The organism is Cupriavidus phytohabitans (assembly GCF_017815025.1).
Classification (GTDB): Bacteria; Pseudomonadota; Gammaproteobacteria; order Burkholderiales; family Burkholderiaceae; genus Cupriavidus.
Map to the genome: position 1 here is coordinate 1 of NZ_JAGIQB010000085.1, position 12944 is coordinate 12944.

Annotated in this window: 12 protein-coding genes, 2 pseudogenes and 1 other annotated feature; of the genes and pseudogenes, 12 read left to right on the top strand and 2 right to left on the bottom strand. The window is 61.6% G+C overall.

Going from position 1 to position 12944, the window contains the following annotated elements; all coding sequences use genetic code 11:
- Positions 1 to 81: 81 nt before the first annotated feature.
- Together J8I34_RS31505 and J8I34_RS31510 are read left to right on the top strand one after the other, a co-directional pair.
- A pseudogene (locus tag J8I34_RS31505) lies at positions 82 to 1047 on the top strand (hydrogenase large subunit); the annotation flags it as partial.
- Positions 1047 to 1577 carry an NADH-quinone oxidoreductase subunit B family protein gene (locus J8I34_RS31510; protein WP_035878774.1) on the top strand — a complete coding sequence of 177 codons (531 nt, stop codon included), beginning with the start codon at positions 1047 to 1049 and terminating at the stop codon, positions 1575 to 1577. The pseudogene J8I34_RS31505 and the gene J8I34_RS31510, both read left to right, overlap by 1 nt.
- Positions 1578 to 1869: 292 nt before the next feature.
- Here the strand turns inward: J8I34_RS31510 and J8I34_RS31515 are convergent, their stop codons facing one another.
- Complete coding sequence (locus tag J8I34_RS31515) at positions 1870 to 2073, bottom strand: ribbon-helix-helix protein (RefSeq protein ID WP_029050236.1); 204 nt, start codon at positions 2071 to 2073, stop codon at positions 1870 to 1872.
- A 163-nt stretch (positions 2074 to 2236) separates the two neighbouring features.
- Here J8I34_RS31515 and J8I34_RS31520 point away from each other — a divergent pair, with 163 nt between their 5' ends.
- The 6 genes from J8I34_RS31520 (at position 2237) to J8I34_RS31545 (ending at position 8081) form a co-directional block, all read left to right on the top strand.
- Entirely contained in the window at positions 2237 to 2542 is a 306-nt protein-coding gene (locus J8I34_RS31520; protein WP_245176284.1) for an HPr family phosphocarrier protein, read from the top strand.
- 13 nt (positions 2543 to 2555) lie between these two features.
- Positions 2556 to 3386, top strand: a complete 831-nt coding sequence (locus J8I34_RS31525) for a fused MFS/spermidine synthase (protein ID WP_209778096.1) — start codon at positions 2556 to 2558, stop codon at positions 3384 to 3386.
- A gap of 41 nt (positions 3387 to 3427) precedes the next feature.
- The gene (locus J8I34_RS31530; RefSeq protein WP_029050239.1) at positions 3428 to 4588 is read left to right on the top strand and encodes a DUF1275 domain-containing transporter; all 1161 of its coding nucleotides are present in this window, start codon (positions 3428 to 3430) and stop codon (positions 4586 to 4588) included.
- Complete coding sequence (rpoD, locus tag J8I34_RS31535) at positions 4585 to 6594, top strand: RNA polymerase sigma factor RpoD (RefSeq protein WP_255360142.1); 2010 nt, start codon at positions 4585 to 4587, stop codon at positions 6592 to 6594. Before J8I34_RS31530 ends, rpoD begins: the two co-directional genes overlap by 4 nt.
- A complete protein-coding gene (locus tag J8I34_RS31540; RefSeq protein ID WP_198030902.1) occupies positions 6591 to 6755 on the top strand; it encodes a hypothetical protein in 165 nt (54 codons plus the stop codon). Before rpoD ends, J8I34_RS31540 begins: the two co-directional genes overlap by 4 nt.
- Before the next feature lie 91 nt (positions 6756 to 6846).
- Positions 6847 to 8081 (top strand): IS3 family transposase gene (locus J8I34_RS31545; protein ID WP_209808121.1). Its coding sequence is split into 2 segments (ribosomal slippage): positions 6847 to 7126 and positions 7126 to 8081, totalling 1236 coding nucleotides; the frame shifts between segments, so codons are not numbered across the junction.
- Positions 7125 to 7241 (top strand) — a sequence feature (AL1L pseudoknot). (Overlaps the previous gene by 117 nt.)
- Before the next feature lie 303 nt (positions 8082 to 8384).
- Here the strand turns inward: J8I34_RS31545 and J8I34_RS31550 are convergent.
- A complete protein-coding gene (locus tag J8I34_RS31550) occupies positions 8385 to 9581 on the bottom strand; it encodes an IS110 family RNA-guided transposase (protein WP_209778098.1) in 1197 nt (398 codons plus the stop codon).
- Between the two features lie 149 nt (positions 9582 to 9730).
- Here J8I34_RS31550 and J8I34_RS31555 point away from each other — a divergent pair.
- The 4 genes and pseudogenes from J8I34_RS31555 to J8I34_RS31570 all read left to right on the top strand — a co-directional run.
- Positions 9731 to 10346 (top strand): annotated as a pseudogene (locus J8I34_RS31555) (IS6 family transposase).
- A 179-nt stretch (positions 10347 to 10525) separates the two neighbouring features.
- A complete protein-coding gene (locus tag J8I34_RS31560; RefSeq protein WP_371748181.1) occupies positions 10526 to 12187 on the top strand; it encodes a M30 family zinc metallopeptidase in 1662 nt (553 codons plus the stop codon).
- A 46-nt stretch (positions 12188 to 12233) separates the two neighbouring features.
- Positions 12234 to 12542, top strand: coding sequence for a hypothetical protein (locus tag J8I34_RS31565; RefSeq protein ID WP_029050419.1), 309 nt, complete (start codon positions 12234 to 12236; stop codon positions 12540 to 12542).
- A gap of 69 nt (positions 12543 to 12611) precedes the next feature.
- On the top strand, positions 12612 to 12944 hold a 333-nt coding region (locus tag J8I34_RS31570; RefSeq protein WP_209778355.1), incomplete at its 3' end, for a hypothetical protein.

Sequence of the window (12944 nt, forward strand, 5' to 3'; positions counted from 1 at the left end):
CAGATTCTCAGCGGAAAGCTCCACCGCCCTCTACTCCGCGCCTCAAATTCCCCGCCTGTACACCAGTTTCGACTTTAGCTCACGCACAAGGGCATTGAACGGCGTTTTACCGAACTGCCGCCGCTAGAGGGCTACCACCTGGCCGGCCGGGTTTCGGGCGATTCCACCGTGGCTTTTGCCTGGGCCTATTGCATGGCGCTCGAGTCAGCCTGGCGCTGCGCGCCTCCGCCGCGGGCAAACTGGCTTCGCGCCCTGATGCTCGAGCGTGAGCGGATTGCCAATCATCTGGGTGACCTGGGCGCCCTGGGCAATGATGCGGGGCTGGCCTTCGGCCTGGCGCAATTCTCGCGCTTGCGCGAAGACTGGCAGCGGCTGGCCGGAGAGGCTTTCGGCCACCGGCTGATGATGGACGCTGTGGTACCAGGCGGCGTTGCGCGCGACCTTATGCCAGCCATGCTTGAGCGCCTGTGTCAGCAGTGCGACAACATCGAGCGGGAAGTACGCGTGCTGCGCGTGGTGTACGACGAGCATGCGGGCCTGCAGGACCGCTTTCTTGGGGCGGGCCGCGTCACGCCACAGCTTGCTGCACAGCTTGGGCTGACCGGGCTGGCCGGACGTGCCAGCGGCCACGCGGCGGACCTGCGCCGCGACCATGCCTGGCTGCCCTACGATAGCCTCGCCGTGAAAATGGCCACGCACCGCGGCGGCGATGTCGCCGCCCGCGTGGCCGTGCGATTCGATGAACTGCTGGAGTCGCTGCGGCTGATCCGTGCCATCTGTGCAGGCCTGCCGGACGGCACCACGCGAATCTTGCCGCAAGCGCCCGCTGGTGCCGCCATCGGAGTGGGATGGGTGGAGGGCTGGCGTGGCGAAGTCCTCGTCGCGCTCGAACTTGCCGATGACGGCAGCATCCTCCGCTGCCATTGCCACGACCCGTCGTGGCAGAACTGGCCGGTGCTCGAACACGCCATCATCGGCAACATCGTGCCGGACTTTCCGCTGATCAACAAATCCTTCAACCTCAGCTACTCGGGGCACGATCTCTGATGTGGCAAATCCTCAAGCAGATTGCCCGCACCGGCATTGTCACCGAGCCTGCGCCGTCCAACGCGGCAGACGAGGCCCCCTCTATCCAGCACATCCACCGGGAACTGCTCGACATTCTCGGCCAGGCGTTGACAATCCGGCAGGTCGACGCAGGGTCGTGTAATGGCTGTGAGCTTGAGATCCACGCGCTCGGTAATCCTTACTACAACATCGAAGGTCTTGGCATCAAGTTCGTCGCCAGCCCGCGCCACGCCGACATGCTGCTGGTAACCGGACCGGTCTCGCGTCATATGGAAGAGGCCCTGCGGCGCACCTACGCAGCGACCCCAGAGCCGAAACTGGTAGTGGCGGTAGGCGACTGTGGCTGCACCGGCGGGATCTTCGGGGAGAGCTATGCGAGCTGCGGCCGTGTCGCCAACGTGATCCCGGTCGACGTAGCCGTGCCGGGCTGTCCACCGCCGCCCATAGCGATCCTGCGCGGAATTCTGAGCGCCGTGCGGCAGCGCCAGACCGATCCCGCGCGGCGCTAGCGATGTAGCTCGCGAGGGAGCGTTGAGCGATGCCCGGCATATTGCCAGGCTGGGCTCAGCACGCAAACTTCGACACTGGTTGGCACTAAGGAGAGCGCGCCTACGCAAAGCATCGTCCGCACTGCCACAGTGGCCGCTCGACTGTGCCTTGCGAACCGGGTGCTATCCATATGGCACGACTGCCTAACGCCCGTCGCTCACGGGCGTGCCGCGAACCACACCTGGTTGCCATGCGGACCGGACAATGCGTGCGAACCCCTATACCTGGGCACCGGCTGGTTCTTTCCTACTATCACTCACGTTCGTTCGCCGCCAACCTAGCCGCGCCGACCTTCGGCTTGGTGGCGTAGTCCACCTCATATTGCTCCAAATAGTCGCGAATCATCTGGCGAACAATCTGGGATGGCGTCTGGTCTTGGGCGGCGCACAGCGCCTCAAAGGCCTTCTTCTTCACCGGGTCGATCAATACGGTCAGACGGGCAGTCTTGGATTCCATGCGTTTTGGAGTGTCATTGTGTAATAATGGCATTATCATTATATATGACTACAAGACCCGCTACACATCCCGCCGAGAGCGCCCCGCTGCGACTCCGGAAGTCCGGGTATGAGGAGACGCGCGTGCCAGGCAGTGCAATACGCGGCTCCAGAACAGATGAGCCTTGAGGTTCACTATTTTTTTTGATGAGGGCGCAGTGGTAGAAGTGACGATAGAGGTGACCGCCAAGAACGGATTTCAGGGACGGAATTCCGCGCGATTGGCTTTCACGGCCAATCAGTTTGAGTGCCAGACCCTGCTCACAAGTGGCCCCTGGATCGCAAATGCGAAGGACGTGATGGAGGTCATGCGCTTGTCCGCGCGGGTGGGGACGCATGTACGCATCCAGGCGGACGGCGTGGACGAGGCCGCCGCCGTCGTTACCATCGCGGCATTGTTAAGGGGCGAGGCGCTCCCCAAGTCTCTCTAATGGAAATGGACAGATGCACGCCGACCGCACCTCATTCCAGGCCTATCTGAAATTCCTTGCCGAGGCGACCCGCGACGGTACGCCCCAAGTGTTGGAAACCCAGCACGCCCTATCGCTGCATTTCGATGCGCTGGCCACCCAAAGCTTCATGTCGCGCAAGGATCCCGACAAGCTCGTGCTGGGTTACACCCGCACGATGATGGGATTCCTGCTATTGCATCCGACTCCCGCCAGAATCTCGATGATCGGCCTGGGTGGCGGTTCACTTGCCAAGTACTGCTACCGGCATCTACCCAACACCAAGATTGTGGCAATTGAAATCAATCCGGCGGTCATCGCCCTGCGCGAGCAGTTCCAGATCCCGCCGGACGACGAACGACTCGAGATTGTTTGCGCGGATGGCGCCGAATATGTCGCGAACCAGAATGCGCGACCGGACGTCATCCTGGTGGACGGGTTCCTGGCCGACGGCATGCCGGTACAGCTTGGCACGGCGGACTTTTATGCCGCCTGTCATGCACGCCTGGCCGATACTGGTGTGCTGGTCGCGAATTTTCTCGAAAGCGATCCCGATATCCCCTTCTATCTGGAGGAAGTCAGCGCCGTGTTCGGCAAATCAATGTCGATTTCTCTTTCCGAAGACAGTGCAAACTACACGCTGTTCGCCTGGAAGGGGGCACACAAGCTGCCCGCTCTGGAAGCACTGATGGCGCGGGCGCGCATCCTGGAAACGGCGCATTCGCTGAACCTGACTGCAGGCGCTCGCCGCCTGAAAGGCGGCGAGCGCCTGGCATCGGATCGCGCCGCCTGGACCAAGCTGGCAAGGCGGCAGGTCCGGTATTGACAAGCCCTTCCCCCCGTGCAGGCCTCCTCACCAATGCAACCATGCCCATCCTGTACTTGCGTAAGCTGACTGGGAAGGTGCGCAGTCCCGACAGCAATCGGCAACTGGCCTGCTACCTGGCCTTTGTGGCCGGAGCGACCAACGCGGGCGGCTTCCTGGCCGTGCAGCAGTACACCTCGCACATGTCGGGGATTGTGTCCGCCATGGCAGACAACCTGGCGCTTGGCAGTTTCTGGCTGATGTTGGATGGCCTGGGGGCGATGCTGTCGTTTCTGGCGGGCGCCGCCTGGTCAGCGGTGCTGATTAACTGGGGTCGGCGCGAGCACCTGCATAGCGAATACGCATTGCCGCTCATGCTGGAAGCCGCGCTGTTGGTGTGTTTTGGCCTGCTTGGAAGCAATCTCGAGCACCACGAATGGTTGTTCGTGCCGGCAACGGTCATGGTGCTCTGTTTCATCATGGGCTTACAAAATGCCATGGTCACCAAGCTGTCGAACGCCGAGATCCGCACCACGCACGTGACCGGCATGGTTACTGACATCGGGATAGAACTGGGCAAGCTGTTCTATTGCAACCTGTCCAGAGCCGATTCGAGCAAGCCACCGGTGCTCGCCAATCGGCACAAACTACGGGTACTTATCACGCTTGTCGCATTGTTCTTTGCCGGTGGCATCGTTGGCGCCTTGGGGTTCAAGCACGTCGGGTTCAGCGCCACGCTTGCGCTGGCAACCCTGCTGCTCGCCCTCGCGGCAGTCCCGGTGCTCGACGATGTGCGCCTGCACTTGTGGCGCCGGGACCTTCTGCCTCATTTGACCGCACGTTCCCGGCGTTGGGCTCGCGCAGTCAAAGAAGATGTGCACGCGGTGTGGCTGGCTGCGCAAGATCCCCGCACGCCATGGTATGCGAAAGCACTGGCCTTGCTGGTCGCCGCTTATGCCATGTCGCCTATTGACCTGATTCCCGATTTCATTCCCGTACTTGGCTTTCTGGATGACGTGGTGGTGGTGCCGCTCGGCTTGTTGCTGGCAATACGATGGATTCCGCTTGAGGTGATGCGCGAGCATCGTGCAGCGGCCGCGGCGGCCGCCAATCGCCCGGTCAGCCACGTTGCGGCGCTGGTGATCGTGACGCTCTGGGCCATTGCCGCGGTGTCGGCATTGATCTGGCTCGTGCAACATCTGCCCGGGCGGGGAGGCACCTGAAACGACGGCCCGATCAGGCCCAGCCATCGGCCAGTGCCACGGCGAAGTCACGGTCCGGCTGTCGCTGGGGCAGAAATGAAGCGCTTTGCGAAGCCTTTGGCGAGAGCGAGGCACAGGATCGCGCGGCGAGCGCGCATGAGATGAGCGAGAACTTACGTACGAACCTGCTTGCACTAATCGCTCTTGGCAAAGAGCGCGGTTTCCTCACGCGTGGTGAGCTGAGCGATCAGCTTCCGGATTGCGACGAAACATCAGCTGTCATCGACCGGACGCTGGCGATGTTGGCCGATCTCGGCATCGAGGTCGTCGACCGAGCGCCAACGGAAGCTCCAGCATGGCTGACTCAGGATGCGGCACCCTCCGCAAATGAGGAGGATGTCGCAGAGGAAGCCGCCGCGGCCATCACGCAGAGCGACGGTCGACTGACTCGCACGACCGATCCCACGCAAATGTACCTGCGAGAGATCGGTGCAATCCCTCTTCTGACGCGCGAGGACGAGGTGGCCATCGCCCGGCGGATCGAAGACGCGCTGGCGGAAATGATGGCGGCGATGGTGGCTTGCCCCGTTGTGCTTTCCGAACTCCTGGCGATGGCCGTCCGGGTGGCCCGCGATGAGATGGCATTTGAGGATCTGGTCGACCACATTGTGGAGCCGCGAGCCGAGCCAGGCGGTAGCCTGCTACCAGAAGCGCAGGCGCAGACCGATGCCGAGCCGGAGGATGACGACACAGGACTCGACGATGGCGATCGGGGGCCGACGACTTCTGCTGATAGCGAATCCGTCCGGTTGCGGGGCATTGGCTTGGAGAGGTTTGCAGCGATCCGGTGTCAGGCCGATGCGCTTGCCAGCGTCGCTCGCTGCCCAGAGTCCGAGTCCGACCCCACCCAATATGTCAGGGTGCTGACCACCCTCCAATCTGAGCTCGCGGCATTTCGCTTTAGCCCGCCTGCTATTGTGGAGCTCACGCAGATCCTTGACGCGTTGATCGAGGAGGTCCGTCAGGTGGAGCGCCGCGTCGCCAAGATCCTGATCGACCAATGCGGCATGACGCGCGAATTGTTTCTTGAGCGATTCAGAGATCAAGCCGCGAATCTGGACTGGATGAATGCGCTCGCGGCGGAGAACCCTGCCATTCGCGCTCACCTGATCAGATGGGCGCCGGAAGTGCGAGCGCTTCAGCAAGAGTTGCGCGCCGTGGAAACTCGCGCCGCGATGCCGCTGGGGGATCTGCGGGAAACCGCCAAACGAGTGGCGAAGGCGAAGACGAAAGCCCTGCAAGCCCGGTCTGAGATGATCGGGGCCAATCTCAGACTGGTGGTCTCCATCGCCAAAAAATATCAGAATCGTGGCTTGCCGTTGCCGGATCTCATCCAAGAGGGAAATATCGGCCTCATGCGGGCGGTGGACAAATTCGATTATCGGCGCGGTTACAAGTTCTCGACCTACGCGACCTGGTGGATCCGGCAGGCGGTCATCCGTGCCATCGCCGATAAGGCGCCCTCCATCCGTATTCCGATGCATTTGGTCGAGGCCATTGGCAAGATCAACCGGCATTCGCGCGAGATCTTCCGGGAAACCGGCGCCATGCCAACGCCGTCCATGTTGGCTGCCCGTTTGGCGATGAGCGAGAAACAGATCAAATCCATCCTGAATCTCGTCAAGCAGCCGATCTCGCTGGAGACCCCATTGGGGGAAAGCGGGGATGCGCTACTAGGAGACACCTTGGCTGACGAGGACACGATATCGCCAGTGGACGCGGCGACCCAAGCGGCACTCCAGCAGGAAATGGAAGCCGTCCTGGCAAGGCTAACCTCGCGCGAGGCAAAGATCTTGCGCATGCGCTTTGGCGTGGGGCTGCAGACCGACTATACGCTGGATGAAATCGGCGCGCAGTTCGGCCTGACGCGCGAGCGCATCCGCCAACTAGAATCCCAGGCATTGCGAAAGTTGCGCAAACCTGAGCTGACGACACGGTTCGATGGCTTCGTAGAGAGAAAAACATGAGCGACGAACAGTATCACCGTGCCGTGGACCTGATCCACTTGCTGTACGCAGCACTGGTCGGCCTGATGACGCCCGGCGGAGGCGAGGAAGCCGGTGAGCTGGCCGAGAGCGCTATGCAAGAGGCGTCGGAATTCCTCGGACTACCGCCGGGGAAGCGGTAGTTGAATTATTTAGATCGCGGCGCACAGCTGGGTAAACGTAGTGAATCGCCCCGGGTTTTGAGGAGGCTCCAAGTCTTGAGAGAATGGAGCCATGAACAAGCAGAACAAGCATTCCCCCGAAGTCCAAGAGCGGGCTGTTCGCCTGGTGCGAGAACAGCTCGGCGAGCATCCGTCGCTATGGGCGGCGGTCCAGGCCATTGCCCCAAAGATTGGGTGCTCGGCCCATACATTGTTGAAATGGGTCAAGCGTGACCAAATTGATAGCGGTGAACGCGACGGCGTAACGACGTCAGAACGAGAACGCGTCAAGGCGCTGGAGCGTGAAGTCAAGGAATTACGTCGAGCCAACGAGATCCTGAAGCTGGCCAGCGCTTTTTTCGCCCAGGCGGAGCTCGACCGCCGGCTCAAGTCCTGAAGGCCTTCGTCGATGAGCATCGAGATGCCTTCGGGGTCGAGCCGATCTGTAAAGTCTTGCAGATTGCCCCGTCGTGTTACCGACGCCATGCCGCACGGCTTCGCGATCCGTCGCGACGCAGCGCCCGTGCAATTCGCGATGAGCGTTTGCGGCCTGCGATCAAACGGGTCTGGGAGGACAATATGCAGGTCTATGGTGCGGACAAAGTCTGGAAACAGATGAACCGTGAAGGCATGGCGGTGGCGCGCTGCACGGTCGAACGACTGATGAAGCACCTTGGCCTGGAGGGGGTGCGCCGTGGCAAGAAGAAGCGCACCACGGTAGCGGACGACTCGGTGCCGTGCCCTCTGGATCGCGTCAAGCGCCAGTTCCACGCCACGCGGCCCAACCAACTGTGGGTGAGTGATTTCACCTATGTTTCGACCTGGCAGGGCTGGCTGTACGTGGCCTTCGTGATCGACGTGTTCGCCCGCTGTATTGTTGGCTGGCGCGTCAGCACTTCGATGACCACGGACTTCGTTCTGGACGCCTTGGAACAGGCGCTTTACGCGCGCCAGCCCGACAACGATGGGACGCTCATTCACCATTCTGACAGGGGATCGCAATACGTCAGCATTCGCTATACCGAGAGGCTTTCTGAAGCCGGCATTGAACCGTCGGTCGGCAGCCGCGGTGACTCCTACGACAACGCACTGGCTGAGACCATCAATGGCCTGTACAAGGCCGAACTGATCCACAAGCGCGGCCCCTGGAAATCCCGTGAGGCCGTAGAGCTTGCAACCCTGGAATGGGTGGCCTGGTTCAACAACGACCGCCTGATGGAACACCTCGGCTATATCCCGCCGGCTGAAGCTGAGGCAAACTACTACCGGCAACTCAGCTACACCGCTGCCGCGCCGGCATCAACTTAAACCAAACAGCCTCCTCGATACCCGGGGCGATTCAAGTTGCCTTGGGGCGTCTGTCGCGTTTGTTCACCAGTTCAAAGTTCCCGGTCATCTTTACGTGAGACTTCGACGTCCCACCAACTTCTATCCGCTGGTATTGCCCAGCCCAATCCTGTATGCGCGTTGCGCTAAGGCGACTTTGATGCGACAAGCCCCATCTAGTAGTGTCGGTTGCGTTTGCAACCAGCAGGCTGCACGGGCTTGTCTACTTCGAACTGACTTCCGATACGAGGATAGCAATAGCTAATGCGAGTTGCCGCCATTGCTTCAAATTTCTGCCACCTCGCCGGCTGAACGTTTTAATCCTGTGGTCTTTCTGTTTTTCAGAAGCGCTCCCTCGGGCAGGATTCCATGCGTCAGATAGCGCCACAGAGCGATGACCAGTCGTCGCGCCACGGCGACGATGGCGATCCGCTTGCCCCGCTTGTTCTGGCTATTTCCTTGGGTGCGCTGCAGGTACCACTGCGTCATCGCGCTGCCGGGCTGATAGCGTAACCAGAGCCACGCCATTTCAATAAGCAGAGAACGCACGCGCCGGTTGCCCTGCTTACTGATCCCTTGGTCGACCCGGCTCTGGCCGCTGTCGTACGGCTGCGGCGTCAAGCCAACACAGGCGCCCACCTGCCGGCGGTTGTCAAAGCTGCGCCAGAACAGCTCGAGCACCAGTCGTGTCGCGCCGACCTGGCCGACTGCCTTGAGCCGTTGAAGGTCGGCAATGCGTTTTTGTGCGGGTTCCGGCAATTGCCTGACCAAGTCTTTTTCCAGTGCAGCGAGCTGCTGCTGGACTAAGGCTAGGCGCTGACACTCCCGGGTCAGGCGCGCATGCAAGTGCGCAGGGATTGCCGCGCCGTCGTAGCAGGAGATTTCTCCCTTTGCTAGCCGCTTTGCGATATCGCCTTCGACCTCTTGCCAGCAACCCACTGTTCGCAGCAGCTTGCGGATCCGGTCACGGTGCTGTAGCGCTTCCTTTTGAAGTTCGCCCCGGTCGCGTACCAGGTGGCGCTGCGCTTCGGTTTCAACGGCCGGTACGCGAATCACGTGCATGCGGTCATGTTCGCCGCGCAGCCAGGCGCGCAGGCACAACACCAGCTTGATCGCGTCGAGGCGGTCGGTCTTGGCCCGCCGCGCGTGCCGCTCCACCGGGATGCTTGCCGCATCGCAGATCACCACTTCGTATCCCAGCCTTGATAGCGCCCGCTCGATCCAGAAGCCGTCCTGGCCAGCCTCGTACAATACGACAGTGCGCACGCCAGGGCCAAGTCCCCATTTCGTTTTGATCTTCTCGATCGCTTGCATCGCTTCGTCCAAGCGGTGTGCCGGAACCTTTTCAGCTACAGTCTGGATTGCAGGCTTCTCCCGTTTGCCGTCGTGCAGGGCGATTTTCCAAGCGCCGCTCGATAGCTCCAAGGCCACTGCCAATACATCTTCTCCGGGCATAGAATTACTGATGCGGGTCGGTTGCATGACGTACTCCAAGGTGAATGGGTGGCACCTTTACTTTAGGATCGCTTCGCGTGTGTTACCGACCTGCCTTCATTCATAGTATCTAGGGGTTCTGTCGCAGTAACGGTACGGAAGTAGAATTTGCGGTCGTGAAACTTGAAGGCCAGAAAATGATTCAACCAGCGAAGACACCGCGAACGACTCTGCCAGTGGGGATTGCCAAGGTGCTCAAGCGCCTGCACTATCCGCTGGACGTGATCCTGCTGTGCGTGCGCTGATACGTGGCGTACTCATTGAGCCTGCGCGATCTGGAGGAAATGATGGCCGAACGCGGCATCGCGGTGGACCATTCCACCGTGCATCGCTGGGTGATCAAACTGCTGCCGCTGTTCGAGAAGGCGTTTCGCCGGCATCAGCGAGCGGTGGCTGACAGCTGGCGCATGGACGAAACCTACATCCTGGTCAAAGGCCGGTGGAAGTATCTCTACCGGGCCGTGGATAAGGCCGGCGCCAACCTGGCGGCCCTGCAGGCCCTCAACGCCGAGCGGGAAACGCCCATCAAGATCCATCTGAACAACCTCGTCGAGCAGGACCACCGCGGCATCAAACGCCGCGTCAGGCCGATGCTGGGGTTCCAGACCTTTCGCTGCGCCCGCATCATCCTGGGCGGCATCGAGAATCCTGGGCGGCATCGAGACCATGCGCATGATCCGCAAGGGGCAGATGGCTACCGCCAAGCGGAGCAGTCCGTCCGCTGCCGAGCAGTTCTACTCCCTGGTGGCCTAACCGCAGCACCTTTCCGTCCCCCGCTCGCCCCTACCTCCTTATCGCGACGGAACCGCCACGCCATCGCTCCCGAAGCCCCGACATTCCCCATCGACTTTGCATGCCCGCTGGCATGTGTCCCAACACAAGGAGATTCCATGCGCACCTCGCGCACCCTGCCCCATCCCCTTACCATGGCCATGACGTTGCTGACCGCCACCGTGCTCGCCGCCTGTGGCGGCGGCGGCGACGATAGCACGCCACAATCCGTCAGCACCGGGACCCCGGTAACCGCGACACCGACGACAGGCACCACCACGACGGGCACTACCACGGCGACGAACAATCCGCTCACGCCTGCCTGCACCGGTTGTGGCACGGTCGACGCCAACACCTATGCCGGCCACGGTGTGGGGGTCTGGCAAGTCGCCAACGCCTCGGACGCGGCCGTCGAGGTGCCGCTCAGCATCGCCGGCCTGACTGGACAGGACGTCACGCTCGTCTTTACCAATCAGACCGCGTCGGCGCAGCCCATGCCGATGATTTCCCTGACCGCTGCGTCCTATCAATACCCAAATCTCGCTGCCAGCATGCTGCAACTGCAGAGCGCGACCGACAACGCCAAGGCACGGATCTCGCAGTTCAACCATGATGGCTGGGTTGCCCACGCCGGCACCCGGGGTAGCGGCGCCCGCTTCTCGATGCTCCGTGTCCCCAGCCAGTCGATCGTGAACGAGACCAAAACGTGGTATCACGAGGACAACACGGCCCGCCCCGCAACGTTGGTGCGCCAGACCACAGCCAGTGATGGTACGACGATCAACTTCTGGGTGGAGAACAGCGAAAACGATGGGACAAAAGTCAGTCCCGCGATCGTCGATGCACTGGTTTCGGCCTTTGTGCCCGCTGGGAAGATTTACGACATGCTGAAGTCGGTGGGCGGCCCGATGTGGGGTCCGCACAATTACTCCAAGTTGCTTGCACCCACCGCGCAGCCGATCGATATCGTCATCCTCAATTTCGACAACAACAACACGCCATTTGGTTTGCTCGGCTACTTCTATGCGCGCAACGCGCTCCTGCGGGATGCCACCAATCCGTACAGCAATCAGTCGGTCTCCCTATACCTTGACTCGGAAACCCTGTACCTAGGCGGCACCACCGGCTTGAAGTCCATGTTGATGGCCATGGCCCACGAAGGCATGCACATGCAGAACTACTATCGGCGCGGCGTCGTCGGGGGAGCTTCCTTCATGCTGGATACGTGGCTCGAAGAGGCGACCGCCATGATGATGGAGGACTTCGCCAGCGATGCCATCGATCCGAGCTTCAACAATGTCCGGGACGTTCGCTTCCCCCGCTATATTGCCTACCAGTCTGGTTCCTACAACTGCAGCCTGCTGGACTGGACGCCATTTGGCGCCGGTTGCGACAGCTATGCCGTGTCGGGCTCGTTTGGCGGCTTCCTCGATCGCCAACTCGGCCTCACCTTCTTCAAGAATTTGCTGGCGAATCGCAGCAGCACCGATACGGTCGCCGTGCTCGACGCTGCCATCAAATCCGTGGCCCCGAGCTCTGGCTTCACGGACCAGTTGTGCCGCTTTACCGCAACGGCCAGCGCCCTGATGCCGGCCGCTACCAGCCCGATGGGCTATGGGTTCCCGCCGCGAACTGAAGGCGACTTCCGGCTGCCCATGATCGATCCGCAGGCGCAAGCACCTTATCGGACGCTCACGCAGTCCGTTCCTACCACACTACAACCCTACGCGAGCTTGCCGGTGGTGCGTAAGGCCGTCAGCGGTGTCTACAGCGAAAGCGTGAAGCTACCGGCCGGGACCACTCTGTCGGTCGTGATCCAGTAAGCTAGCCGGGGGCGGCCAAGCTGCCCCCTTCGGATGGAGACGCGAAGTGAAAGAACTCATGGTGGCGGCCGTGGCCTTGGTCAGCGTGGCCGGCTGTGCGGCCGCGCCGGCTCCCGGCGCCCGCGTGGCGCTGACGGGTAGCCTGCACGTCAAGGGCAATGAGCCCTTCCCGATGGTGGTACTACAGACGGACGATCACGCCGACTGGGAGCTCATGGGGACCACCGTCGGGCAAGCGCGCGGCCTGACCGGACAGCGGGTCACCATTCAAGGTACGGTGTTGCGCGCGCCCGGTGCCAATACGTGGCTCCCGGCGTTGCGTGTCGACGTCCTGCGCATCGCCCCAGCTCCCTAGTCGCCCCACCGGAAGTTTGGCGAGATCTGGGGACCTGAGATACAGTGATGAAAAAGCAAGGAGCAATCCATGTTGAATGCACGTGATGCGATGGGCCTGCACGAAGATCTAGCGATCATCCGCAATGCTGCCCCGAGGACGCAGCCGCCGCTCCCCGCACCGGACGAGAGCGGGAATGCCGTCGCGGCGGCGGTGATCGCACTCCGGGCGCGACAGAATTCGCAGGAGCGGTTGCAACAGCAACTCAATGCGTCTGCCTCCGAGCGCAATGAGGTCGTGGTTTCCGCGAAGGCGGCGCGTGAGACCATCGACGTACTTGCGCGAGGGTTCCGTCGCGATAAGGAGGTAGGGGCGAGCGGGGGACGGAAAGGTGCTGCGGTTAGGCCACCAGGGAGTAGAACT

Excerpts from the sequence above, each read along its gene's own strand:
- J8I34_RS31540 (WP_198030902.1), top strand. The coding sequence starts at position 6,591 with ATGAGCGACGAACAGTATCACCGTGCCGTGGACCTGATCCACTTGCTG.
- J8I34_RS31550 (WP_209778098.1), bottom strand. The coding sequence starts at position 9,581 with ATGCAACCGACCCGCATCAGTAATTCTATGCCCGGAGAAGATGTATTG.
- J8I34_RS31530 (WP_029050239.1), top strand. The coding sequence starts at position 3,428 with ATGCCCATCCTGTACTTGCGTAAGCTGACTGGGAAGGTGCGCAGTCCC.
- J8I34_RS31510 (WP_035878774.1), top strand. The coding sequence starts at position 1,047 with ATGTGGCAAATCCTCAAGCAGATTGCCCGCACCGGCATTGTCACCGAG.
- J8I34_RS31560 (WP_371748181.1), top strand. The coding sequence starts at position 10,526 with ATGACGTTGCTGACCGCCACCGTGCTCGCCGCCTGTGGCGGCGGCGGC.
- J8I34_RS31525 (WP_209778096.1), top strand. The coding sequence starts at position 2,556 with ATGCACGCCGACCGCACCTCATTCCAGGCCTATCTGAAATTCCTTGCC.
- J8I34_RS31515 (WP_029050236.1), bottom strand. The coding sequence starts at position 2,073 with ATGGAATCCAAGACTGCCCGTCTGACCGTATTGATCGACCCGGTGAAG.